Raw genomic sequence first — 25,468 nt, 5'->3', positions numbered from 1 at the left:
GCGAGCCCGTCAGTGCGCGGTCGAAGCGGGAGCAGGGGACGCGGCCGAATGCGCCGCTGGCGACGCATCGGGGGCGGGCCGCGCGTCGACCCGTTGACCGGGCTGCACCTTCTGCCAGCCATCGACGATCAGGCGCTCGCCGGGCTTCAGACCGTCGCGCACGGTCCAGCGTCCTTCGCCCTGCTCGCCGAGATAGATATTGCGGCGGACCACGGTGCCGTCGTCCGCGACCAACGCGACGCTTGCAATGCCGTTGTCGAGCTGCACCGCGCGCTCGGGAATACGGATGCCCCGCACATTGCCCGCCGCGATGATGCGCCCGCGCACGAACTGCCCCGGCAACAGCGTGCGGTCCGGATTCGCGAACTGCGCGCGCACCGTCTGCGTACCGGTCGACGGATCGACGACGAGATCGGCGAAGTCCAGAAAACCGCGCTCGTTGTAGACCTGGCCGTTGGCAAGGATCAGTTGCACCTCGACGTGCTTCATCCTGGTCGGCTTGCGCGCGCCCGACTGGATCTGCTGCTGGAAGTCGAGCATCGCGGTATTCGACTGCGTGAACACCGCGTTGATCGGCGTCAGTTGATTGACCTGCGTGAGCAGCGTGGCGGCGCCCGCGCTGACGAGCGCGCCTTCGGTGACGAGCGCGCGGCCCGCGCGTCCGGCGATCGGCGTGCGCACGATGCAGCGATCGAGCCGCAATTGCGCAAGCGAGACCGCAGCTTGCGCATCGGAGACATTGGCCTGCGCCTGCTGCATCGTCGCGAGCGCGGCGTCGTATTCCTGCGCGCTGACTGCATGACGGCCGACGAGCGGCTTGAACCGGTCCACGACCGACGCCGCGTTGTCGCGCACGGCGCTCGCGCGCGTGAGCGCGGCCTGCGCCTGCTGCAACTGCGCGCGATAGTCGCTCGCGTCGATCTGGAAGAGCGGGGCGTTGGCCGGCAGGTCCGTGCCTTCCTGATAGAGCGTGCGCTGGACGATGCCGTCGACGCGCGCGCGAATCTCGGCGGTGCGCACGGCCTCGATGCGGCCAGGCAACTCGACGACATCGGCGACAGGGGTGGTGGAAACCGTTTCGACCAGCACGGGAACCGGTGGCATCGACGCGGCGGTGGGAGTCTGCGACCGGTCGTTGCAGGCGGCAAGCAGGAGCGGCAAACCGGTGATCAGAAGCGATACGGCACGACTACGCAGGCGGAGTGCGGAGCAAAGCAAGAGAAACTCCTTTGATCAAGGCAGTCTTTTTTGCGCGTGAGATCGGTGACGGTTTTAACGGTTTGCGGTCGAATTAACTATTCAGAACGTGTGTGGGTGCGTTAATGCGGGGAAAAGATTTCTGTTGATCCTACCGTGTCTGGGTGGCTTGTCAATTTATTCTTGGTGGTCGCGAGTGGAATGGACTCGCAAGGACCAGGCGGCGGGCGCAGTGGTCACGACCGGGGGATTCCCGCTTGCAGACGAGATCTTGAATGGTAATTGTCAATTACATGTCAATTGCCATCCCGCAATTGCCGCAATTCAAAGCGCATGCAATTGTCATCGAAATCGATGCGCCTGAAAATAATATTCCGAGTCGCCACACACTCACGTACGTTTGCGCTCCGGATGCCGCAACACCGAATGGTTGCGGCCGTATGACAGATAAATCGTCATGCCGATCACGAGCCACACGACGAGCCGCAGCCACGTGACGAGCGGCAAACCGACCATCAGCAGCAGGCAGAACAGGATGCCGAGCACTGGCACGACCGGCACGGCGGGCGCCCGGAATGGACGCGTCGCCTCCGCGTCGCTGCGCCGCAGATAGATCACCGCCCCGCACACGAGGACGAACGCGAACAGGGTGCCAATGCTGACCATCTCGCCGAGCACGCCGATCGGTGTCAGCGCCGCCACGATCGCGACGACGGTGCCGATCAGGATCTGACTCAGATAGGGTGTATGCAGACGCAGATGGACCCTCGAGAAAAAGTGCGGCAACAAACCGTCTTGCGACATCGTGAAGAAGATGCGGCTTTGTCCATAGAGCAGCACGAGTATCACGGTGGTCAGCCCCGTCAACGCGCCGATTTTGATCAGGATCGAGAACCACGTGAGCCCGATCGCGTCGACGCCCTTGGCGATCGGATCAGGAACGTTCAGCTCGGGGTACGGAACGAGGCCGGTCAGCACACCGGCGACGAGGATGTACAGCACCGTACAGATGATCAGCGAGCCGAGAATGCCGATCGGCATGTCGCGCTGCGGCTGTCGCGCTTCCTGCGCGGCGGTCGACACCGCATCGAAGCCGATGAACGCGAAGAACACCACGGCCGAGCCGCGCAGAATGCCGCTCATGCCGAAACTGCCGAACTGGCCGGTATTGGCAGGAATGAACGGATGCCAGTGTTCCGGCTTGATGAAAAACACGCCGATGGCGATAAACGCGACCACCACGGTCAGCTTGATCGCGACCATCACGTTGTTGAGCCGCGCCGACTCCTTCGTCCCCAACACGAGCAACGTGGTCAGGATCGCGATGATCAACACCGCCGGCAGGTTGATCACGCCGGTGACCGTCGAGCCGTCGGCCAGTTTGACGATGGTGCCGGGGGCGGCGGCGAGGGTAGGTGGAATGTCGATGCCGACGTTGCGAAACAGGCTCACGATATAGCCGGACCAACCGACCGCGACGGTCGCGGCGCCCATCGCGTACTCGAGGATCAGATCCCAGCCGATGATCCACGCGAAGATCTCGCCGAGCGTCGCATACGTGTACGTGTAGCTGCTCCCGCACACGGGCAGCATCGCCGCAAGCTCCGAATAGCACAGGCCGACGAACGCGCACGCGATGCCGCCCAGCACGAACGACAGCGTGATGGCCGGCCCCGCGAACTGCGCGGCGGCGGTCCCCGTCAGCACGAAGATGCCTGCGCCGATGATCGCGCCGATGCCCATCGCGGTGATACTCGTCGCGCCCAGCGTTTTCGACAGGTGACGGCCTTCTTCGGCGTCGGCGCTGGCGACGATATCAGCAACGGTTTTGCGTGCCATGTAACCGGTAGCGGCCATGATAAGTCGTCCCTTTTCAGTGTTGATCAGGCACGAACCGGTTAGGCTGCCATCGGCTCGTGGAGCACGACAAAAACATCCGTCGCCGCGCACGGCAATGGCCACGGCAAGTGCGGAGAAAGCATCTAACGGAAAATTCAGTCTATGCCGGATTAAAGGCAAAGTGAAATCCGCTTGCTTTGTCGGCGCGATGGGGCAGTGCGATGGCAGGCGCGCGCAGCGCCGGGCGTGCCGCGGGCCGTGGGTGCATTTGTGCATTGCGATCGCAAGCAAGGCCTCTGGTTCGATTCAGGAGGGCTTACGATGTGCGGAATCGGCAAGCCAACGTGGACAATTTCAGGCTTGCGGGGCGGACCTCAGCCGATCCGTCCGCGCCGCAGCACGCCGCTCAGACCGAGCGAGTGGCCTGGGTCGTAGTAGTGAATGAGGAGCGTGCGCCGCTGTCCGTTCTGTACGTCGAGGTTCGCATGCTGAAGTGCGAAGCCGTTGAATTCGTAGACGCTGCCCGGCTTGACCGGAATTCGCTTGCAGTTGCCGACACGCAGATCATGCAAGGTATGCCAGCTGCGCCAGCTGAGCGGCAGGCTGTGCAGGAGGCCATGGCGCATCTTGCAGATCATGTTGGTCAGCGTCGTTACGGACAGGCGCGGCTTGCGGTACATCACGAGGTCGCCGTTGTGAACTCCGTCGGGTGCGAGCTGAAGCGGAATCAGCAGCGTCAGCAGGTGCGAGTCGTAGTGGCGGCAGTGGCTCTCGGTCAACGAAGTCTTGCTCGCACAGCGCAGTACGTGGAACGGCTCAGTCGGTAAGTTTGTCTGACCGAACTTCTCGGCCATCGCGCGCGCATTCGCGCAGATCGACTGCTCGAGTTCGCGAAAGGCCTGACCGCGACGCAGCATCTCCGCAATCTTTGCGCCGGACTGCGAGCGCGGTGCCGTCGTGCCAAACAGGTGGTCGATGAACTCATTGATTTCGACGATCGACTCCTGCGGAATCACGTCATCAAAAGACCTCAAAGCGACGCTTTTGTCGATTCGAATCTGCTTAGTCTCTGTATGCCCACGCACGTCTGTCAGGGTGTCCATAGCCCAAATTTCCATTCGCTTTTTATTCTACGGCCGTATTGAAAAATATCCCCTCCGAGGCGCGCACAATGTGCGCCAGCGTACATAAAGTCCTCAGGCGATTGAGCTCGATCATTAAATCTAAAGTCGGATTCATCTGACAGCTTTTGTAAATCTCGTTGGGCCGATTTGGAAAATGCTGCGACTGCGACGATTCAGCTTTGCCCAGGTACGACATTACAGCTTTGCCGCTACATCACAAATGTTGATAATTTATCTTATGTCAAATTGTGAGTTCTTCGGAAACGGCTTCCAGTACACACCGCACGTGCCACCGTCGATGCGCATGCCGCGTGTCGGCCCTCCGCCACAACCGATGCACACCGGTGCCCGGTGACCATCGCGAATCGTCCGAACCGCGACTCTTTCGCCTGCCACAACTGACGCCGGGTGCAGCCCGATTCAATGACCAACAAAACTGGCGCGCCAATTCAATTCCAATTTTTATGGGCGGGCCCAATCAGAGCCCTCATGAATTAACCGCGGCCGTGCGTACAGATTAATTTGCGCACGCCACATGCCGCAATTAGACAACTGTTAAATACTGCTTTGCGCACCATGAGAATAAGCTTTGTAGCGAAAGCCAATGCCGCTATCGCAGCTCGCGCGGATTTTTATCGTCGGCTATTGCCTTGTGGCTTAGAGACGTTTCGCATTTCTCTCAACCGGCGAGCGTGTCGTCGTTGAGCGACTGTGAATGGGCTACGTGCATTTCGACGTGGCGTACGGGCGCAACGTGTTCGCCATCCTCCCACTTGCCGCGATCTGAGATGCATGTTCGAACACGCGCAGACGCTCGGCATCCGCAATCAGTCGCTTCTTCGTCATCGAGCGTCCCGCCGATCCGAAGCCCATCACCTTTTCGTACTCACGCGGCCTGCCGTGCCTGAAGCGATTAAAGAAGTCATCGCCCGGCAGGCCGTTGTCGAGGCTCATCAGGCAGCCATAGTCGAGCGACGCGCAATCGCTCAGTGAACGCGCCGCGTCCTCCAATGCGCGATAGCGGCTTTGCAACGGTTCGTCGCGACCGAAAAGCGCGTGCAGTTCCTGATAAGTCACGAGCCTTTTGCGTTTCGCGGCACGCAGTAGCATCGCGGCAATATCGCGGGTCCTATCCATGTTCATGTCGTTCTCCTTACCGCCTGCTTGCAAGCGCCCAATGGCAACCGATGAAAGCGCTGTCAGCTTTTATCGCGGTTATGCGTATCGAGTCGGAAACTGCCCGGCATAAAATATTTCCGGTATTGAACGACGCAGCTAAAATTAAGCGGGTGGTTACTGGATTCGGGCTTCACAACGCCACTCTGCGCGAATGTCCCGTTTACATATAATCCGCTGGAAAAACGCCGCGAAGGATTTTCAATCTTCAGCACCTTTTTCGCAGCTTTCCGGCGAATCGCCACCCTGCATCGAAAAATGCATTCCAATTACATTCGCAAAACAGGAATCCGTGCACTCAAACGGTTCAGTCTGCCGACCTGCCGCCCGCACTTAAAAGCGCCCGACGTCAAGCCGGATGCGGCCTGGCGGTATGCGGGCTGTCAGAGCGAGCCGAGCCGGATTGACGGCTTTGAATCACATCAATCAGGTTAGCAAACGTTAAATTCAATCGCAAGAGAGATATTTAAGATTTTAGAAAGAAAACATCGTGTAACCGCCTTACGGGAAGATTGCGTGATTTTCTATCAGAGGAAAGACGCGATTGATTTTTTATTCTTTTGGACACAGCGGGCGATTTTTCGATTATCTGTAGGTGGCGCGCCCTCCTCACTGTCTACCCCAGTAACCGATTGCAGTCCGGTCAGCGACCCAACGGCGGAGTTCTCCGATGCATCCACCAAATGACGATTTGCCGACCGTCGCACGGCGTCTCACGGCGGGCCAGAAACTGCTCGACGGCGTCGCTGCGGCCGAGGTCGCGAGACAGATGGGCATGGCCAAGACCACCGTCGAGCGATATCGCAAGCTATTGGAGCAAGGCGGGCTCGAGGCGCTGAGAAACATGAGCGTCGGCGGCCGCCATTCCGCACTCGCGGTGGCGGATCTGGACTGGTTGGCCCAGGCGCTGAGGGCCTCGCCGCGGGACTACGGCTTCGACGCCGACGGCTGGAGCAATGCGCGTATGCGCGAGCTGATAAGCCGTCAGTTCGGCATTTCGTACTCGCGAGTCTATGTATGGCAACTGGCCACCAGACTCGGCGTGTCTTATCGGCTCGGCCGGAATGCGCAGTAAAACGGCGGCCGTACCCAGCTAAAGCACGCGCGTGCGCATCGGCTCAGGCGCTTTCTCGCACCTTTGGCAGAAACTGCGGCGCCAGTTCGACCTCCGACCATTGGAACGGCAACGCGCCGCGACCGCGCCGCACTTCGCTCACATGAAACCGCACGAGCCGCTGCGCGCCCGCAAATGCCGCGAGTTCGTCGCCGTCCCAGATGATCTCTGCTCGCACCGCCAGATAAAGCAGATCGCCGGTTGCGAAGTCGATAAACAGCAGACCCGCGCGCGGATCGTGCACGAGGTTGCCGATCGTGTTGAAGAAGCGGTTGCCGCTGTAGTCGGGCGTGGTCAGCGTAGTTGCGTCGTCCACGCGCACGAAGCCCGGCGCACCGCCGCGATGGGAAACGTCGATCCCCTTTCCCGGCCCCGCTTCCTCGCTCAGATTCGCGCTGGCGATAAAGAACGTGTCCGCGCTCGCGAGCAACTCGCGGTCGGCACTGCTCAGAAGCGTGGCGATCTCGGGCTGCGCGCGTGTCGCGGCCGCGTCCCGCTCGATGAAAGACGGCGCGCGGCTCTGGATATACTTCGGGCAATTGCCGAAGCTCTGCGTGACTTCGACCTGCAACGTGTCGCCTGCCACGGACCGGACGACGCCATTTGCCCGATTGCGCCGCCGCGTACGCGGCTCGATGCCCAGCGCACCAAGCTGCGCGCCTTCGCGCCAACCCGCGGCGAGCGGATCGCCAGCCAATGTGCCACCTTCGATGCGCAGTGTCCGCGCATCCGGTGCCGAGACGAAACCCGGCGCACCCGCACGCAGCGTCGCCCACGGCTGAGCGCTCGCATCGACGCCGCCAATCACGACGAACGGCTGCGCGGCAAAGAACTCGCGATGCTGCTCAGGCATGAATCGGCGAATGCCCCGACGTCCCATCGACTCGGCCACCTCCCGCACACCCGCGCGCTGCTGCGCATCCTGCTCGCCGGCATGAAACGGCGACGCGTCGCCTCCCCAGCTATTCAACGGGACGAACTCGGACATGATCGGACTCCTTTGCAAGATCTGACGCAGCCGTCAACGCGTATCACGCCGCCAGCAAGCCCGCCTTCGTCGAAGGCATCGCGATGAAACGCGGCAGTGCCTCCACGCGCTGCAGCCACGCGCGAATGTTCGGATACGGCTGCAACGACACGCCACCCTCGGGCGCGTGAGCGATATACGTGTGCGCGGCGATATCGGCGATCGTGACGTGCGCGCCAGCCACGAACGGCTTACCGGCAAGCTCCTCGTCGATCACGTCGAACAGCTTGACGGCGATCTGCTTCGCACGTTGGTGGTCGAGCGGCGCGCCGAACACCGTCACGAGCCGCGCCGCGCACGGCCCGTAGGCGATCTGGCCAGCCGCGAGCGACAGCCAGCGCTGCACCGCCGCGGCGCCGCGCGGATCGTCCGGCAGCCACGATGCGTCGCCATAGCGCTTCGCCAGATAGACCAGAATCGCGTTCGAATCGAACAGCGTGAGCTCGCCGTCCTGAATCGTCGGCACCTGACCGAATGGGTTCAGCGCGAGGTACTCGGGCTTGCGGTTGTCGCCCGCCTTCATGTTCAGCTCGATCACCTCGAACGGCAGATCGAGCAGCGTCAGAAACAGCTTCACGCGATGACCGTGGCCTGAAAGCAGCGTCGTATACAGCTTGATAGGCTCGGCGGGTCTGGCAGCGGGCATGGATGGCTCCGGATACGTTGAATGACACGCCCAGCATAAGGCGTAGGCACTGTCGCGCGGAAGCCCGATAATCCGGGAAACACAGTCAAGCGAGAATGGACAATCGATCATGGCCGATGTGCGCAACGTGAACCTGAACCGCCTCGCGATCTTCGTCGCGGTCATCGACGCGGGCTCGCTGAGCGCCGCCGCGACGCGGCTCGGGCTCGCGAAGACGATGGTCAGCACGCACATGCAGAGGCTCGAGGCGGAGGTCGGCGCGAGCCTGCTGGTGCGCACCACCCGGCGGCTCGGCGTCACCGAGGCGGGCCGCACGTTCTACGAGGCGAGCGTGAAGATTCTGCGCGCCACCGAGGACGCGCTGAACGCGCTCGGCGGGGAAACCTCACCGGTGCGCGGCACGCTGCGCGTCAGTGCGCCGAACGACTACGGCACGCTCGTCGTCGCGCCCGCGCTGGTCGAATTGCGCCGCACGCATGCGCAGCTCGACGTCGAGCTGCTGAGCAGCGACCGCTACGTCGATCTGATCGCCGATGGCATCGATGTAGCGATCCGGCTTGGTCGCCTCGCGGATTCCAACTACCGCGCGGTGAAGCTCGGCAGCTTCGTCAAATGGCTCGTCGCGAGTCCGGAGTTCCTGCGGACGTGGGGCGTGCCGGGCACGCCGGCCGCGCTGGAGACGCTGCCCTATTGCGCGTTGTCGGTGCTGCCGCATCCGTTGACGCTCGATTTGCGGCACGTCGACGGCAAGATCGCGAGCGTGCGCTGCGCGTCCGCGTTGCGCGTCAACACGGCCGATGCCTGCCGCGCGGCGACGCTCGCGGGCGGCGGCATCGGTCTGTTGACGGATTTTTCGATCGCGGACGACGTCGCGGCGGGACGGCTGATCCGGCTGCTGCCCGAATGGGCGAGCGCACCGGCGAGCATTCAGGCCGTGTTCCCGCCGACGAGTCACCCGCCGGCGAAGGTGCGCGCGTTGATCGATACGCTGAAGCGAAGGCTCGCGGCGGAGCCTGCGGATTAGCACGGCAGATCCCTCCTGGCGCTCCCATTCCAGCGCAACGGCGGTTAGCTTCTATCCGCGTTATCGCCCGATTTGCTCTACTGCGACGATGCGCGCCGCACCCCGCGGCCTCGCCTGATCGTCAATGTGGAGAGAGCTTATGTCCGCCATTTCCCGTCCTGCTCAAGGGGTTCTCAGCGTCGCGTGTCCGAGCGCGGCGTCAAGGTAATCGGCGCCACCGCGCATTTCGTCACCGACGATCTCGACGAAGGTCCGATCATCGAGCAGGGAGTCGAACCGGTCGATCACTCGTACAGTCCCGAACGGCTGCTGACGACCGGACGCGACGTCGAATGCATTACGCTCGCGCGCGCGGTCAAGGCGTTCGTCGAGCGGCGTGTGTTCATCAACGGCGAGCGCACCGTCGTGCTGCGGTAAACAGAAAAACGCCGCTGAAAAGCGGCGTTTTCGTGTGCTGCGCCGACGTCTGGCCGAGTTACTTCACCCAGCTATCCACCCGGTCCGCATGCGCGCTGACCCACGCGTCGGCCGCTGCAGTCGGCTTTTCGCCATTCTGCGTGGCCAGCATCACCGTGTCGATCTCGCCCGGCTTCCATTGGAACTTCTTCAGGAACGCGACCACTGTCGGCGCTTTTTTCTCGAGTTCGGGATTCACCACGCTATCCACGTGCTCGGCTTCACCGAATACCTTCTTCGGATCGTCGAGGAACTTCAGCTTGTACTTGGCGAACATCCAGTGCGGCTTCCATCCGGTCACGATGATCGGCTTGCTGGCCGCCTCCGAGCGCGCCAGTTCGGCGGTCATCGCGCTTCCGGAACTCGGCATCAGCTGATAGTCGAGCCCATAGGCCTTGATCGCCTCGCTGGTTTTCTGCATCACACCCGCGCCGGCGTCGATGCCGACGATGCGCGCGCCGAACTCCGCCTTCTTCGCCTGCAGATCGCCGACGCTCTTCACGTCCGCGTTGTCCGGCACGATCAGACCGATCTTCGCGTCGTTGAAGTTCGGCCCGAGGTCGACCACCTTGTCCTTGAAGTTGTTCCAGTAGGCGCCGTGCGTGACCGGCAGCCACGCGGACAGCGTCGCGTCGAGATCGCCGCGCGCCACACCCTGCCACATCACGCCGGCCGCCACCGGCACCAGTTGCACCTGATAACCGAGGCGTTTTTCGATCACCTCGGCGGCCACGTTCGAGGTCGCCACGCTATCGTCCCAGCCCTCCACGTAACCGATCTTGATGGTCGGCTTCGAATCGGCCGACACGCCCGCACTGACCGCCGCCAGCATCACCCCCAACGCGCTTGCCACCACTATCTTTCCGATCAGTCTCATCGACGTTCTCCCGTTGATCCATTTGCCCATTGACGCGTTTGCCATCGAACCGCACATCGCGTATTCAGAATCGCCAACCAGAATTGCCGGGTAGCGTTGTTTTGCGACATGCAGTTGTCCGCATGCGACTTCCACGCAATTCCGCCCAGTGTTTGCCGTGTTGTTGTGGTGTTATCAGTCGTATTACTTGTCGACGACGAGATCGGTCAGCGGCTTGCTACAGCACAGCAGCACCATGCCCTGATCGATCTCGCGCTGACGGATACCGCCCGCGTGCTTCATCGCCACTTCGCCGGACACGAGCTTCACCTTGCAGGTGCCGCACATGCCTTGCGTGCACGACGCCGGCAGCCGCACGCCCGCCTGCTTCGCCGCATCGAGCACATGCTGGCCGCCGCCGCACTCGATCTCGCGATGACTGCGCGTAAAGCGCACCTTGAAACGCGTGGCGGTTTCGGCCGGCGCGCACGCATCGCTCAGCGTGTGCGCGACATGCGCTTCGGCCAATTGCGCGGCCACTTCGCTGACGGTCTCGAACGAGAAGCTTTCCTCGTGATAGTGCTGGCGATCGAAGCCGCCTTCATCGAGCAGATTGCGCACCGCCTGCATATACGGCGCGGGGCCGCACGTGAAAATCTCGCGCTCCAGAAAATCCGGCGCAATCAGTTTCAGCAGCGGCAGCGTCAGAAAGCCGGTGATGCCGGGCCAATTGGTGCGCGTGCCCACGCGTTCGCAGACGAACGCGGTGCGGAAATGCGCCTGATTGGCGGCGATCAGATCGAGCTCGCGCGCGAAGATGATGTCGTCCGGCGTACGCGCGCTGTGCACGAAGACGATATCGCTGTCCTCGCCGAGTTCATGATGCGCGCGGCTCATCGACATCAGCGGCGTGATGCCAGAGCCCGCCGACAAAAACAGCAACTTGCGCGCCGGATGCCGCGCGCAGGTGAATTCGCCGGCTGGGCCCAGCACGCGTACCTGCATACCCGCATGCAGATGGTCGTGCAGCCAGTTGGACACCGGGCCGCCCGGCACGCGCTTGACGGTGATCGAAATCGTATGCGGCCGTGTGGGCGCAGACGAGATCGTATAGCAGCGATTGACGCGCTCGCCGTCAATCTCCAACTCCAGCGTGATGAATTGCCCCGGCTCGAACACGAACGCCCGACCGGATGGCGCGCGGAAGAAGAAACTCTTCACGTCGTGCGTTTCGCTGCGGACCTGGCAGCACTCCAGCGTGTCGTCGGCGTCGCTGTTCCAGCGCGCCGGCAGCGCGTCCCAGAAGCGCGGCTGCGTGACGCGGCTCGGCGCGTCTGCTGGATTCTGCGAAGTCTGCTCGATGTCCGGTTGAAACATGGCCTGATCGCGCATCATGGTTGTCCCCCCGCTCCTCATTGCGGTCTTGCGCTCAGCGCACGAACGACACGACTTTCTCGTCGTGCACCGCCCGTGGGTTCGCGTCGTAATCCGCGAGACGGCCGATATACCACTCGCAGAACTTTTCGACGAGTCCTTCGGTGAACGGTGAATAAGGACCCGGCTCATACGCGCTGCTCGTCGCGCCGCGCTGCGAATATTCGACGAGCGCGCGATCCTGGTCGTTGGTCGCGCGCCATACGGCGGTCAGATTGTCGAGGTCGTAATCGATGCCTTCGCGCGCGTCCTTGTGCACGAGCCATTTGGTGCGCACCAGCGTCTTGCCGGCCGACAGCGGAAGCACCGAGAAACTGACGATGTGGTCGCTCATGAAGTGATGCCACGAATTCGGCTGGGTCCAGAACGACAGGCCGCCGAGATCCGCATGCCTGAATCCGCCGAGCAGCTTCTTCGAGGCGACCTTCGCGTCGAGCGTCTGCGATTCGCCGTCGCGATCGAGCGGCAGACGTTGCGTACGAAACCCGGTGACCAGGTCGGCGAGCCGCTCGATTTCCGCCGACGGCAACTGCATCGCCTCCCACTGCGCGGTGCGGCGCGCGACCGTCGTCTCGAACGCGGCCATGCCCTCCTCGTTCGCCGGCGTGCGCTGATAACCGAAACCGTATTCGTACAGCGAGATGGTCAGCTCCGGATGGTTCGCCACGCAGTGATAGCACTCGCGATTGTTTTCCATCGTCAGCTTCCAGTTGCCCTCCTCGATGATGTCGATCGACGCGGCGATCTTGCAGCCGGCCAGATCGTGCGGCAACAGATACGGTTCCATCGCGGCGCGCATCACGGCGAAATCGGCGGGCGGCTGCTCGGCGAGGCAGATGAAAATCAGTCCGGCGAGATTTTCGACATGCACCGCTTTCAGACTATGTTTGCAGCGCTCGAACTGCTCGCCCATGTGCTCGGCGAACATCAGGTCGCCATTGAGGCTATACGTCCAGCTGTGATACGGACAGACGATATTGCCGAGCGAGCCCTTGCCGGTATTGCACAGACGCGCGCCGCGGTGGCGGCATACGTTATGAAACGCACGCACCCGCATGTCGTCGTCGCGCACGATCAGGATCGAATCGTCGCCGATCTCGACCGTCACATAGTCGCCCGGCTCGGGCACGTCGGGCTCGACCGCGACCTGAATCCAGTGCTGGCGGAAAATCGCGTCGATGTCGAGCGCGAAGATGTGCTCGCTGGTATAGAACGGCGCTTCCAGCGTGTAGTTCTGCTTGCGGCGTTCGAGCATTGCGCGAACGTCTGCGGAAACTTTCATTGTTTGCTCCGTTGCGTGTCACGTCTGGCGCCGCGCCAGGCCCTCCTGGTCGCATGCTGGCCCGAGCCGGAATTCAGTAATCCACCAGTTGATGCTCGCGCAAATACGCGAGTATCACTTGTGCTTTTTCGACGGTACTCCCTTCAATTACGACGCTGCCGCCGCGGCTCTCGGTCGTCGTCGCCGACAGCATGCGCGCGTGGCCCGAGCGCTTTTCGGCGGCGGCGAGGCGCACCGGTTTCGCTGTGGCGGGGCCGATCGTCCATGCGGACTGTTCGGGAGTGGTGCCGTGCCGCGCGTCGGCGACCGGCGCGACGGCGCGCTCGATCGTGCCTTCGCGCATTCGTGCATACGCGTACGAGGTCGCGACGTTCGCGAGCGGATGCACGGCAACCAATGCCGGCAGCCGCACTTCGACGCGCCGTCGCAGGCCCTTCGGCATGAACTGCCGGACCTGCGCTCGACCGTCGCGCAGCGCCACATCGACGGCGGCGCCGACGAGCGGCACCGCCAGCGCATGCGCGACGCGATACGGCAGCATGCCGCTATCGAAACCGCCTTCGGCGCGCGTGCCGGTCAGCACCAGCTCGTAGCCACGCAAACGCCCGGCGAGTTGCGGCGCAGGATCGGCGTCGGGCGGCATCTCGAGCACTTCGACCGAACGCGCGCCGAGCGCCAGATACTCGTTCAACGCGGCGTTCGACGGATCGCCCGCGTGCAGCACGTCGAGCGTCGCGCCATGCGTTCTGACGAGCGACAGCGCCAGCGTCAACGCCGCCGCATCATTGCGGCTGTAGCGCGCGATGCCGCTGACCGGGTGACGTCCGACTGAAACCAGCACGGCGATCTTCATGCGAGCACTCCTTCGGCAAGCTTGCCCGGCCGCAGCAGTGCGGCCGAGGTGGCGCGGGCACCGCGCGCCGCGGCCGCCGCCTCTTTGAGCGCCGCGATGGTTTCCTGCGCGTCGGCGATCACGGTCAGATTCGCGCGCTTCGCGATCGGCGCGCTCGCGTCGAGATTCACCGCGATCACATGGCGGCAATCCTTGATGCCTTGCAGATGCTGCACCGCCCCCGAGATGCCGAACGCGATATACACGCTCGCCTCGACGGTCTTGCCGGTCGCGCCGATCTGCTTGTCGCGCGTGAACTTGCCGTCGTCGACGGCAACCCGGCTGGCACCGATCGCCGCGCCGAGGGTCGTCGCGAGTCGCTCGAACGCGGGCACGTCGCTGACGCCGTTGCCCGCCGACACGATGAAATCCGCCTCCTCCAGCGCGACCTGCGCCGCGTCGATTTCGTCGATGCCGAGATCGTGTATCGCTCGTTGCGCGACCGTGCTGTCCGCTTCGCGGTCGAAGCGCCACGCGACCCGCTCGCCCGCGCCGACGAACGGCAGCTTCGGATCGACCGCATTCGGCTCGAGCAGCACGACCTCGGGCAGCGCGCGGCTGGCGAGCGCCGAATTCGCGCGAATATAAGTGCACACGTGCCCGGCATCGATCTCGACGACGTGCGTCGCGACGCTTGCATCGGCCACCGCCGCATAGCGGCGGCCGAGGTCGCCGTCGCCGGTCGCGTTGTCGGGCAGCAAGACATGGGCTGGCGCATAGGCCGCGACGCAGGCCGCCAGCGCATTCAGTTCATCGTCCGGCGCGTACGTGCGGCGATCGAACATCGGCAATTCGATCAGCTTGTCGGCGCCGAGCGCGGCGGCATCGCCGGTGAATTCGCCGAACACCAGCAGCACGACTTCGCTGTGCGTGTCCGCGATCAGCGCGGCGGCCGCGAGCGTCTGGCGCGCATGTTCATCGAGCGCGCCGCGGTCCGCGTGCGCCGCGACCAGCAGCACATGGCGCGGCGCGGCCGTCGTGCGGCGCGGCTTCGGCTGTTCGCGATGCCCGGCATGACGCGCATCGGACCGTGTGGCACTGTCGGCGTCCGCGATGCCAACGACGCCGAGCGTGATGCGCCTGAGTCCCTGTGCCGTCACCGTGAACGGCCGGCGCGGATCGATTCGTTTGAGCGTATTCATCATCGCGTTACTCCAGCGCCGCGGCGACCAGTTCGGCGACGTCCAGCACCTCCGGTCGCGGCCCCACCACCCCTTCGAGCATCGCCGTGCAATTCGGGCAGCCGACCGCGACGATCTCGGCGCCGCTCGCGCGCGCGTCGTCGATACGGATGTCGGGAATCCGCCGTTTGCCCGGGATATCGGTCAACGGTGCGCCGCCACCGCCGCCGCAGCAGCGTCCGCGCAGGCCGTGACGCTCCATCTCGACCACCTTGACGCCGATGCTCTTCAGCACCCGGCGCGGCGCTTCCGTCTCGCCGTTGTAGCGGCCCAGATAGCACGGGTCGTGATACGTGATGTTGCGCGCCGCGACGGCGGCGGCCGCGCGCGGCGACAGCTTGCCGCTCGCGATCAGTTCGTCGATCAGCGCCGTGTGATGCTGGACCTGATAGAACCCGCCGAGCGCGCGATACTCGTTGCGCAGGCTATGCAGCACATGCGGATCGGCGGTAACGATGCGCGCGAACGAGTACTGCGCGAGCGTCCCGATCAGCGTACGGGCCAGTTGCTGGAATGTCGCTTCGTCACCGAGCCGCCGCGCGGTGTCGCCGGTATCGGTCTCGACACCGCCCAGTACCGCGTAATCGACGCCCGCGCGGTTCAGCACCTTGACGAGCGCGCGCAGCGTGCGCTGATAGCGCATGTCGAACGCGCCTTCGCCGGCGATCAGCAGCACGTCCACGTGACGGCCCGGCTGCGCGACCTGCACCTGCAGATCGACGGCCCAGTCGTAGCGCGCGCCGATGTCGTAGCCGTTGAGGCTGCCGGTTTCGCGCAGATTCGCGAGCGTCGCCGGCCCCTTGCCCGGCACGCTGCCTTCGACGAGCGTCTGATTGCGGCGCATGTCCACGATCGCGTCCACGTGCTCGATCAGCATCGGGCACTCCTGCACGCAGGCGCGGCAGGTCGTGCAGGACCACAGCGTGTCCGCTTCGATCAGCGTCGAGATCAGCGGCTTGGCGGGCGCGCCCGCGTGCTTGCCGACCGGAATGCCGGGCGTCGGGCTGCCTGCGTACTGCGCGTCGGTGCCGCCGACCATGCCGGTTACCAGATCCTGAATCAGCTTCTTCGGATTGAGCGGCTGACCGGCCGCGAACGCGGGGCACGCCGCTTCGCATTTGCCGCATTGCACGCAGGCGTCGAAGCTGAGCAACTGGTTCCAGCGGAATTCGACCGGCTTGCCGACGCCATATTCTTTCGCGTCGAGCAGCGGGATTTTAAGCGCGGTGGGCGGCACGGCATCGCCAGCGTGACGCGCTGCGGTGGAATCGCCAAAGCGCTCCTGACGCGGATGAAACGCGAGATGCAGCAGTCCGGCCAACGCATGTTTCATCGGGCCGCCACGCGCCGCGCCGAACGTCATCGTGAACGCGCCCGCCGCGATCAACAGCGCGACGATCACCGCGAGCGCGCCGGACATCATCGTCGCCGGAAGCGCGATGAACAGCGCGAGACCGAGCGCGAACGCGCCCAGTAGCAACGGCAACTGATCCCACGGCCCGCGCGAGAGTCGCGCCGGCACCGTCTTCGCGCCATGCCGGCGGCGCCACACGAACACCGTGCCGATCAGCATCGCCAGCGCGGCGAGAAAGATCAATTTGTCCAGCCACGGCGAGTAGATCGCGAGACCGTAGTTGACGAACACGAGCGCCATCGCGAGGATCGCTCCGCCCGCCGTGGCAACGTGCGTGCGGGCGATATACGGATCGCGCGCGACCACGTGATGCAGGTCGACGAAGTAACGCTTCGGGATCGCGAGCAGATTGGCCCAGCCATAGGCACCCGCGACGGTCGCACGGCCCTCGCGCCAGTAGGCGGCGCGGCGCGCCAGCGCGAACGCGAGACCGGCCACCGACACCCACAGCAGGACGGTGATGACAAACACGGGGCTCATCGTCAGAAATCCTTGCAAAGGCGCAGCGCGTCGTAGATCGCGCCGTGAATGTTGTGCATCGAGATGCAGTCGCCGACCCGGAACAGCAGGAAGCGGCCGTCGCCGGGCTGCTCGTCGAGACATGGTTGCGGTTCGGACGCGAACAGCTTGTGCACGTCGACCTGGCCGCGATTGACCGATTCAGGCTTCAGCTTCCAGTAAAGCCGGTCGTTCGGCGTACTGCCGTTTTCGATCACCACCTGATCGACCGCGCGCTCCTCCTGCTCCTCGGTGTACTCGTTGCGGATCACGGCGATCTTCTTGCCGTCCTCCTCGTACACCCTGTCGAGCGAGTAATTGGGCGTATGGATCACGCCTTGCGCGTACAGACGGCGATAGAAGATCGGGAACGTGGTGCCGCCGACGTCGTCGGCGACCTTCACGTCGGGCGTGACGATCTCCACATTGGCGCCGCGGCTCGCGATGAAATCGGCGATGCCCGCGCCCGCATGCGTGCTGACGCCGTCGTACACGAGCACGTTTCTGCCCGGCTCGACCTTGCCGGCCAGCACGTCCCACGAACTGACCGCGAGCCCCGCGTCGACGCCCCACGCCGCGACCTGCGACGTGAACGCCGAACCGCCGGTGGCGAGCACGACGATGTCGGGCTTCTCGGCCATGATGGTCCGCTCGTCGGCGGCGACGCCGAGGCGGCGGTCCACGCCGAGGCGCTTCGTCTCCATGTCGAACCAGCGCACGATGCCCGCCATCTGCTCGCGCTGCGGCGCTTTCGCCGCCAGCATGATCTGGCCGCCCACGTGATCGTCCTTTTCGAACAGCACCACGTCGTGACCGCGCGACTTCGCGACGCGCGCCGCTTCGAGCCCCGCCGGCCCCGCGCCGACCACCACGACCTTGCGCTTAGGCCCGCGCGACCTGGCGATCACGTGCGGCATCGTCGCTTCGCGCGAGGTCGCCGCGTTCTGCACGCACAGCACATCGAGCCCGTTGTACTGACGGTCGATGCAGTAGTTCGCGCCGACGCACTGCCTGATTTCGTCCTCGCGGCCAGCGCGGATCTTGATGACCATATGCGGATCGGCGATCTGTGCGCGCGTCATGCCGACCAGATCGACCATGCCGCTCGCGAGCAGCCGCTCGGCCTGGCCCGCGTCGCGAATGCTTTGCGCGTGCATCACCGGCACCTTGACGACCTGCTTGATGCCGGCCGCGAGATGCACGAACGGCTCGGGCGGCAGCGCCATCGGCGGCATGCAGTTGGCGAGCGTATTGTGCGTGTCCGCGCCGGAACCGATCACCCCGAGATAGTCGATCAGACCGCTTTCGCTCATCGCCTGGGCAATCTCTTTCAGCTGCTCGTGATCGAGCCCGTCTTCGTGGAATTCGTCGCCACACATGCGCAGGCCGACGCAGAAGTCGGCGCCCACCGCCGCGCGCACCGCCTGCAACACTTCGACGCCGAAACGCAGGCGGTTTTCGAGCGAGCCGCCCCATTCGTCGGTACGGAAGTTGGTGCGCGGGCTCCAGAACTGATCGATCAGATGCTGGTGCGCCGCCGAGATCTCGATGCCGTCCATGCCCGCATCCTTAACGCGCTTCGCGGCCGCCGCGAAGTCGCCGATGATGCGGCGGATCTCTTCGACCTCGATGATCTTCGCGTTGCCGCGATGCACCGGCTCGCGCACTCCCGACGGCGACATCAGATGCGGCCAGTGCTCGCCGTGAAACGCCGAGCGGCGTCCCATGTGGGTGGCCTGAATCATGATTTTCGCGCCATGCGCGTGCATCGCTTCGGCGAGCCGCGCGAGCGGATCGACGATCCGGTCGGTGGCGAGATTCACCGACTTCCACCAGCCTTGCGGGCTGTCGATCGACACCGGGCTCGAACCGCCGCACACGGCGAGTGCGACTCCGCCCTTTGCCTTTTCCTCGTAGTAGCGGATATAACGGTCGCCGGGCAGACCACCCGGCTCCGCATAGACCTCCGCGTGCGCGGTACTGACGATGCGATTGCGCAGCGTCAGCTTGTTCAACGTGAGCGGCTTGAAAAGGTTCGGGTAGCGCATCGCGATCGACCTCGGAATGCCCGGATTAGATTGACGCGAGCGGCGAGACTTCGAACACGCAGTGCTCGTGTCCCTCCGCCGCGCAGCGTGCTTCTTTCGACTGCGACGGCGGGCCCTTGCGCGCGCCGTCGGGCGCGGTATCGTTGACCCAGTCCATCGCGCCCGCGAACCAGCCGGCGAACATGTAGCAGAGCTTGCCGGCCTTGCCCGGTTGCGCGAGCACGAACGACGAGTGCCGCAACTCGATCCGCGCATGCGAGCTGGCCGGATCGGCTTCGATGATCCTGAAGATGCCCCAGCCGCGCTGCGACAGACGGTTCAGGTAGTGCTCGAATACCGCCATGCCGGCAAGACCATGTTGCTTCGCTTCCTTCTCGCACCAGAAATAGGCGGACTTGTGACCGGCCTGGTAGAGAATCCCGGCGTACGTGTCGCGGCCGAGCGCTTCCTCGACGGCGACGTGGTTGTTGGTGAAGAAGTGGCGCGGCACGTACAGCATCGGCAGCGCGTCGGTGGTCCAGACGCCGGTGTGCGGATCGACGTCGATAGGCAGTTGGGGTTGCATGTGGAGACTCCGTTTCGTATCCGCTATGAAAACAAGGGCTAAAGCTCACACCTTCCAGACTTCGCCGAACACCCGTAGCCAGTTTTCGCCCATGATCTTGCGGATGCGCGTCTCGCTCCAGCCGGCGCGTTCCATCGCGGCGGTCAGGTTCGGAAACTCGCCGATCGTGCGAATGCCTTCGGGATTCACGACCTTGCCGAAGTTCGTCAACTGGCGATAACGGCCCTTGTCGTGCGTGATCCAGTCGAAAAACTCGGTGCTGTAGCCCTGCGTGAAATCCGTGCCGATCCCCACCTGGTCCTCGCCGATCAGGTTCACCACGTACTCGATCGCCTCGATATAGTCCTCGACGGTCGCGTCCGGTCCGCGCCTCAGGAACGGCGCGAACATCGTCACGCCGACGAAGCCGCCCGCGTCCGCGATCTCCTTCAACTGCTCGTCGGTCTTGTTGCGCGGATGCTCCTTGAGCCCGGACGGGCAGCAATGCGAATAGCAGACCGGCTTCTTCGACGCCGCGATCGCCTCCGACGACGTCTTGCCGCCCACATGCGACAGATCGACCATGATGCCGACGCGGTTCATCTCCTGAATCACTTCGCGCCCGTAGCCGGACAGACCGCCGTCGCGTTCGTAGCAGCCGGTGCCGACCAGGTTCTGCGTGTTGTAGCAAAGCTGCACCACGTTGACGCCGAGATCCTTGAAGGCTTCGATATAGCCGAGGTTGTCCTCGAACGCATGCGCGTTCTGGAAGCCGAAAATGATGCCGGTCCTGTTCTCTTGCTTGGCGCGGAAGATGTCGTCGGTGGTGCGCACCAGCGTGAGGATCTCGCTGTATTGGCGGATTTGCTGCTTCATTTCGGCGATGTTGTCGACGGTCTTCTGAAAACTCTCCCAGACCGACACCGTGCAGTTCACCGCGGTCACGCCGCCCTTGCGCATGTCCTCGAACACCGAGCGCTCGAACTTCGAAATGTTCAGCCCGTCGATGATGATGCTGTTCTCGTGCAGTTGACTCATCGTTTGCTCCACGCGTACTCAGTAAATGGGAAAGCGCTCGCACAGCGCGAAAATCTCGCGGCGCACGCGTTGTTCGGTCGCGGCATCGCCTTCGGGCGACACGCGCAGCGCATCGAGCACCGCGACGATCAGACGCCCGACCTCGCGAAACTCGCTGACGCCGAAGCCGCGTGTCGTCGCCGCCGGTGTGCCGAGGCGGATGCCGGAGGTGATGGTCGGCTTCTCCGTATCGAACGGAATGCCGTTCTTGTTGCAGGTGATGCCCGCGCGCTCCAGCGCATGTTCGACCTGATTGCCCTTGAGCCCCTTCGGCCGCAGATCGACCAGCAGCAGATGGTTGTCGGTGCCGCCCGTCACCAGATCGACGCCGCCCGATGTGAGCACCTCGCCCAATGCCCGCGCGTTCGCGAGCACGCTGTCGATATAGGTTTTGAAGCCCGGCTGCAGCGCCTCGCCGAATGCGACCGCCTTGCCGGCGATCACGTGCATCAGCGGGCCGCCCTGCAAGCCGGGGAACACGGCAGAGTTGATCTTCTTTGCGATCTCCTCGTCGTTGGTCAGCACGAATCCGCCGCGCGGACCGCGCAAGGTCTTGTGGGTGGTTGACGTGACCACGTGCGCATGCGGGACCGGATTGTCATGGCGGCCGGCCGCGATCACGCCGGCGATATGCGCCATGTCCACCATCAGCTTTGCACCGGCGCCATCGGCGATCGCGCGCAGCCGCCCGAAGTCGAGCGCGCGCGGATAGGCGGAGAAGCCGGCGATCAGCAGCGTCGGCTTGTGCTGTTGCGCCAGTTCCTCGATCTGCTCGTAGTCGATCAGCATCGTGTCGCGCCGCACGCCGTACTGCACCGCGTTGAACCACTTGCCCGACATCGCGGGTTTCGCGCCGTGCGTCAGATGCCCGCCCGCGTCGAGCGACATGCCGAGCACCGTATCGCCCGGCCTGGTGAGCGCGAGCATCACCGCGCCGTTCGCCTGCGCGCCGGAATGCGGCTGCACGTTGGCGAACTTCGCGTCGAACAGCTGCTTGATACGATCGAGCGCGAGCGTCTCGATCGCGTCGACGTATTCGCAACCGCCGTAGTAACGCTTGCCCGGATACCCTTCCGCGTACTTGTTGGTCAGCACTGAGCCCTGCGCGTCGAGCACCGCGCGCGACACGATGTTTTCCGACGCGATCAGCTCGACTTGCGACTGCTGACGCTCGAGCTCTTTCAGAATGGCGCCGCGCACCGCCGGATCGCGCGGCGCTAGCGAGTCTTCGAAGAAGGGATTCGGGTTCGACATGGAAGGTCCGTGAGAACGTTGACGGGGAGGCTGCTGCGGGTTGCCGGCGGGATCGCGCTACCGCCTTGCCTTGGGTCTATTCTTGACGGTCACCCGGCGCGTCTATTTACGAATTCAGACGCGTTCTTTGCCTTTTCCGCCATGCGCGACTTTTTTCGACAAGTCGGCGCGATCCGCGCGCTCAGCGCTGCACTACAACGCAGTATTCCTGCGCCGATCGGGTGCGCTGCAAGGGCGTCGCCGCGCTGTTCCGGTGCCGCGCGGATGGTTTCATCAGTCGATTGCTTAGCTATTCCAGGCTTTGTGCGCAGTATCCAGGGGTTTAGCCTGATGGCACGGTAGTTGCCCTGATACTCAGAATTCAGATAGTCGCCCTCCCCACGGCGACGCGACATTTACATCAGGAATCACCGTTCCCATGTCCACCGATCGCACGGCATCGTTGTCGCATTTCGCATTCATGCCGGTACCCAACTTCACGATGATCGCCTTCTCGAACGCGATCGAAGTGCTACGCATGGCGAACTATCTGACGGGCCAGACGCTTTACCGCTGGTCGATCGTGAGTCCCGCCGGCGGGCCGGTCATGGCGAGCAACGGGTTATCCGTCGATACGGGGCCGGTCGAATGCGTCGGGCAACCCGATATCGTGTTCGTGGTCGGCGGCATCGACGTGCAGCGCTCCACCACCGCCGAGCATCTGTCCGCGCTGCGCCGTTTCGCGCGCATGGGCTGCGTGCTGGGCAGTCTTTGCACGGGCACCTATGCGCTCGCGCGCGCCGGCCTGCTTGCCGGTTACGCGTGTGCGATTCATTGGGAAAACATGTCGGCGCTGAAGGAAGAGTTTCCCGATACGCGCTTTCTGAAAGAGCTATTCGTGATCGATCGCGATCGCGTGACCTGTACCGGCGGCGTCGCGCCGCTCGACATGATGCTGAACCTGATCGCGCCGCGTGTTGGCACCGCTCGGGTCACGCAGATCGCCGAGCAGTTCATCGTCGAACACGTGCGCGACACCAGCGCGCAGCAGAAGATGCCGCTCGTCGCGCGGCTCGGCTCGGCCAACAAATCGCTGTTCGAAGTGATCTCGCTGATGGAGAACAACATCGAGGAGCCGCTGTCGCGCGAAGAACTCGCACGGCTCGCCGGCATGTCGCAACGGCAGTTGCAACGGCTGTTCCGCGAACATCTGGGCATGACGCCGACGCACTACTATCTGACACTGCGCCTGCGGCGCGCGCGCGAGCTGCTGTTGCAGACCGACATGTCGATCATGCACATCACGATGGCCTGCGGCTTCCAGTCGGCCTGCCACTTCTCGAAGAGCTATCGCGATACGTTCGGCACCGCGCCGACGCGCGAGCGTCGCAAGCAGGTGCCTTCGCTATCCGCTGCGCCGGTGATGGCGGCTTGATCAATGAACAGAAGCGCCGCGTGCCCGGCAGGCCACGCGGCGCTTTAGCGGCCAACCAAACTCAAGCCGCCTTCAACAACCCGTGCGGGTCGATCACAAACTTCTTCGGCGCGCCGCCGTCGAATTGCCGGTAGCCCTCGGGCGCATCGTCGAGCGACACCAGATCTCCGACCTGCAGCGTCTCGACGTCGCGCCCTACCTCGATCACTTCGCCGGTAATCTCGTGCCCGAGTACCAGGCCGACCTCGGCAGTCGTGCGGCCACGCACCATATGCTGATCGGAGCCGCAGATATTCGTGCTGGTTCGTGAGCGGCACGCCGCACACGCTGCGCGGCGCGCCGTTTCACCAGCGTAGCGGCCTACAACTTTTTCTTTACCCCCGCGCAACATATCCTCGTTTGCCAGCGGTTCGCAAAAGGCCGATAGTGCTGCCTCAGCCGAATCGCCGATCCACCGATTCACACTCCCCCGACCGAGGACCCGTTTGCCATGAAGACCCGAGCGCTCAAACTGATAACAACCGCCACGTTCGCGCTGTTCACGCTCTGCGCGATCTCGCCCATCGGCCACGCGGCCGAGCCCACCGCCGCGCAACTCCAACCCACCATCGATGCCGCGATCAGGCCGCTGATGGCGAAGTACCATATCGCCGGCATGGCGGTCGGCGTGATCGACGACGGCAAGCCCTACGTCTACAACTATGGCGTCGCATCGACGCAAACCGGCAAGCCGGTCACACGCGATACGCTGTTCGAACTCGGCTCGGTCAGCAAGACCTTCACGGCGACGCTCGCGTCGTATGCGCAGCTCGACGGCAAGCTGTCGTTGTCGGACGGCACGGAACGCTATCTGCCGACGCTGCGCGGCCGCCCGTTCGGCAAGGTCAGCCTGCTGAACCTCGGCACGCACACGCCTGGCGGTCTGCCGCTACAGGTGCCGGACGACATCCATAACGACGCGCAATTGCTGCGGTACTTCCACGACTGGGAGCCCGCTCATGCGCCCGGCACGTTCCGCACCTACTCGAATCCCGGCATCGGCACGCTCGGCCTGATCACCGCGAAGACCATGGGGCAGGATTTCACCGTGCTGATGCAGCAACGCGTGTTTCCGGCGCTCGGCATGAAGAGCACCTATATCGACGTGCCCGCGGCGAAAATGCCGGACTACGCGCAGGGCTATGCGAAAGACGGTGCGCCGATCCGCCTGACGGGCGGCGTGATTTCCGCCGAAGCCTATGGCGTCAAGTCGACCGCCGCCGACATGCTGCGTTTCGTGCAGGCAAACATGAATCTGATTCCGCTCGACAGCCAGCTCCAGCGTGCGATCACGGATACCCATACCGGCTACTTCCAGGCTGGGGTGCTGACTCAGGATCTGATCTGGGAGCAGTACCCGTATCCGGTCGCGTTGCCGACCTTGCTGACCGGCAATTCGCCGGAGATGGTCCTCAACGGCACGCCGTCGACCGCAATCAAACCGCCGCTGCCGCCGCAGCAGAACGTCTGGATCAACAAGACCGGATCGACCAACGGCTTCGGTGCGTATGTCGCGTTCGTGCCGCAAAAACGCATCGGTATCGTGATGCTCGCCAATCGCAATTTCCCGAACGAAGCGCGCGTGAGCGCCGCGCATCAGATCCTCACGGCGCTGGATGGCGGCAAGCCCTGATACGGCGTGGACTTACGGGCGCAGCCGCGCACGCGCTGCGCCGGCGATCCGCGCGAGCGCATCCGCGCTCAGACGGGCCGCGATTTTCTCGACGTACGCATGATGCCGCGCTTCGAGCGGCGCACCGAGTTCCCGCGCGAGCAGATAGCGGATCAGCGCAATGCGCCGATGACGCAGCGCGATACTTTGATCGAGCAGCGCGAGCGCGGCGCCGGCATCGCGCTCATCGCACGCGCGTGCCGTGAGAAGCGAGGTGGCCGCGCGTGCCGACGTCATGGCGAAATCAGCAAAGCGAACTG

General features: G+C 63.9%; 22 protein-coding genes and 1 pseudogene. 5 read left to right on the top strand and 18 right to left on the bottom strand.

Annotated elements, in window-relative coordinates:
- Positions 1-9: 9 nt before the first annotated feature.
- The 4 genes from F6X40_RS21200 to F6X40_RS21185 form a co-directional block, all read right to left on the bottom strand.
- Entirely contained in the window at positions 10-1,218 is a 1,209-nt protein-coding gene (locus F6X40_RS21200) for an efflux RND transporter periplasmic adaptor subunit (protein ID WP_184062211.1), read from the bottom strand.
- Positions 1,219-1,587: 369 nt separating this feature from the next.
- The gene (locus tag F6X40_RS21195) at positions 1,588-3,054 is read right to left on the bottom strand and encodes an amino acid permease (protein ID WP_184062209.1); all 1,467 of its coding nucleotides are present in this window, start codon (positions 3,052-3,054) and stop codon (positions 1,588-1,590) included.
- Positions 3,055-3,410: 356 nt separating this feature from the next.
- Complete coding sequence (locus F6X40_RS21190) at positions 3,411-4,139, bottom strand: hypothetical protein (RefSeq protein ID WP_187629102.1); 729 nt, start codon at positions 4,137-4,139, stop codon at positions 3,411-3,413.
- 741 nt (positions 4,140-4,880) lie between these two features.
- Positions 4,881-5,303: a hypothetical protein gene (locus tag F6X40_RS21185; RefSeq protein WP_187629101.1), complete on the bottom strand. Its 423-nt coding sequence runs from the start codon at positions 5,301-5,303 to the stop codon at positions 4,881-4,883.
- Between the two features lie 703 nt (positions 5,304-6,006).
- Here F6X40_RS21185 and F6X40_RS21180 point away from each other — a divergent pair.
- Entirely contained in the window at positions 6,007-6,411 is a 405-nt protein-coding gene (locus F6X40_RS21180; protein WP_187629100.1) for a helix-turn-helix domain-containing protein, read from the top strand.
- Positions 6,412-6,454: 43 nt separating this feature from the next.
- On the opposite strand, the gene F6X40_RS21175 is transcribed toward F6X40_RS21180, so the two are convergent.
- Entirely contained in the window at positions 6,455-7,438 is a 984-nt protein-coding gene (locus tag F6X40_RS21175) for a pyridoxamine 5'-phosphate oxidase family protein (RefSeq protein ID WP_187629099.1), read from the bottom strand.
- A gap of 43 nt (positions 7,439-7,481) precedes the next feature.
- Entirely contained in the window at positions 7,482-8,123 is a 642-nt protein-coding gene (locus F6X40_RS21170) for a glutathione S-transferase family protein (RefSeq protein ID WP_187629098.1), read from the bottom strand.
- A 109-nt stretch (positions 8,124-8,232) separates the two neighbouring features.
- Between F6X40_RS21170 and F6X40_RS21165 the strand changes: the two genes are divergently transcribed.
- Together F6X40_RS21165 and F6X40_RS21160 are read left to right on the top strand one after the other, a co-directional pair.
- Entirely contained in the window at positions 8,233-9,147 is a 915-nt protein-coding gene (locus F6X40_RS21165) for a LysR family transcriptional regulator (RefSeq protein ID WP_187629097.1), read from the top strand.
- 126 nt (positions 9,148-9,273) lie between these two features.
- Complete coding sequence (locus F6X40_RS21160) at positions 9,274-9,564, top strand: formyltransferase family protein (RefSeq protein ID WP_316251825.1); 291 nt, start codon at positions 9,274-9,276, stop codon at positions 9,562-9,564.
- A gap of 58 nt (positions 9,565-9,622) precedes the next feature.
- Here the strand turns inward: F6X40_RS21160 and F6X40_RS21155 are convergent, their stop codons facing one another.
- From F6X40_RS21155 to F6X40_RS21110, 10 genes are all read right to left on the bottom strand, one after another.
- Positions 9,623-10,480 (bottom strand): glycine betaine ABC transporter substrate-binding protein, encoded by an 858-nt coding sequence (locus F6X40_RS21155; RefSeq protein ID WP_187629096.1) that lies wholly within the window; start codon positions 10,478-10,480, stop codon positions 9,623-9,625.
- Between the two features lie 183 nt (positions 10,481-10,663).
- Positions 10,664-11,854 carry a hybrid-cluster NAD(P)-dependent oxidoreductase gene (locus tag F6X40_RS21150; RefSeq protein WP_187629095.1) on the bottom strand — a complete coding sequence of 397 codons (1,191 nt, stop codon included), beginning with the start codon at positions 11,852-11,854 and terminating at the stop codon, positions 10,664-10,666.
- A 34-nt stretch (positions 11,855-11,888) separates the two neighbouring features.
- Positions 11,889-13,175, bottom strand: a complete 1,287-nt coding sequence (locus tag F6X40_RS21145) for an aromatic ring-hydroxylating oxygenase subunit alpha (RefSeq protein ID WP_187629094.1) — start codon at positions 13,173-13,175, stop codon at positions 11,889-11,891.
- A gap of 73 nt (positions 13,176-13,248) precedes the next feature.
- On the bottom strand, positions 13,249-14,028 hold the full coding sequence (locus tag F6X40_RS21140) for an electron transfer flavoprotein subunit beta/FixA family protein (protein WP_187629093.1): 780 nt from the start codon (positions 14,026-14,028) through the stop codon (positions 13,249-13,251).
- Entirely contained in the window at positions 14,025-15,209 is a 1,185-nt protein-coding gene (locus F6X40_RS21135; RefSeq protein WP_187629118.1) for an electron transfer flavoprotein subunit alpha/FixB family protein, read from the bottom strand. Before F6X40_RS21135 ends, F6X40_RS21140 begins: the two co-directional genes overlap by 4 nt.
- Before the next feature lie 7 nt (positions 15,210-15,216).
- Positions 15,217-17,142, bottom strand: a complete 1,926-nt coding sequence (locus F6X40_RS21130) for a (Fe-S)-binding protein (RefSeq protein ID WP_187629092.1) — start codon at positions 17,140-17,142, stop codon at positions 15,217-15,219.
- A gap of 2 nt (positions 17,143-17,144) precedes the next feature.
- Positions 17,145-19,208 (bottom strand): NADH:flavin oxidoreductase, encoded by a 2,064-nt coding sequence (locus tag F6X40_RS21125; protein WP_187629091.1) that lies wholly within the window; start codon positions 19,206-19,208, stop codon positions 17,145-17,147.
- Positions 19,209-19,233: 25 nt separating this feature from the next.
- On the bottom strand, positions 19,234-19,773 hold the full coding sequence (locus tag F6X40_RS21120; protein ID WP_187629090.1) for a DUF5943 domain-containing protein: 540 nt from the start codon (positions 19,771-19,773) through the stop codon (positions 19,234-19,236).
- A 45-nt stretch (positions 19,774-19,818) separates the two neighbouring features.
- Entirely contained in the window at positions 19,819-20,790 is a 972-nt protein-coding gene (locus F6X40_RS21115) for a dipeptidase (protein WP_187629089.1), read from the bottom strand.
- A gap of 18 nt (positions 20,791-20,808) precedes the next feature.
- Positions 20,809-22,083, bottom strand: a complete 1,275-nt coding sequence (locus F6X40_RS21110; RefSeq protein ID WP_187629088.1) for a serine hydroxymethyltransferase — start codon at positions 22,081-22,083, stop codon at positions 20,809-20,811.
- 418 nt (positions 22,084-22,501) lie between these two features.
- Between F6X40_RS21110 and F6X40_RS21105 the strand changes: the two genes are divergently transcribed.
- Complete coding sequence (locus F6X40_RS21105; RefSeq protein ID WP_187629087.1) at positions 22,502-23,497, top strand: GlxA family transcriptional regulator; 996 nt, start codon at positions 22,502-22,504, stop codon at positions 23,495-23,497.
- A 151-nt stretch (positions 23,498-23,648) separates the two neighbouring features.
- On the opposite strand, the pseudogene F6X40_RS21100 reads toward F6X40_RS21105, so the two are convergent.
- Positions 23,649-23,798 (bottom strand): annotated as a pseudogene (locus F6X40_RS21100) (alcohol dehydrogenase catalytic domain-containing protein); the annotation flags it as partial.
- Between the two features lie 189 nt (positions 23,799-23,987).
- On the opposite strand from F6X40_RS21100, the gene ampC reads away from it, so the two are divergent.
- Positions 23,988-25,169, top strand: coding sequence for a class C beta-lactamase (gene ampC, locus F6X40_RS21095; RefSeq protein WP_187629086.1), 1,182 nt, complete (start codon positions 23,988-23,990; stop codon positions 25,167-25,169).
- A 12-nt stretch (positions 25,170-25,181) separates the two neighbouring features.
- On the opposite strand, the gene F6X40_RS21090 is transcribed toward ampC, so the two are convergent.
- Positions 25,182-25,445 (bottom strand): hypothetical protein, encoded by a 264-nt coding sequence (locus tag F6X40_RS21090; protein ID WP_018425089.1) that lies wholly within the window; start codon positions 25,443-25,445, stop codon positions 25,182-25,184.
- Positions 25,446-25,468 lie beyond the last annotated feature (23 nt).

The sequence above is a fragment of the Paraburkholderia sp. UCT31 genome (assembly GCF_014397655.1).
Taxonomy (GTDB): Bacteria; Pseudomonadota; Gammaproteobacteria; order Burkholderiales; family Burkholderiaceae; genus Paraburkholderia; species Paraburkholderia tuberum.
This window is presented reverse-complemented; position numbering and strand designations above follow the sequence as displayed.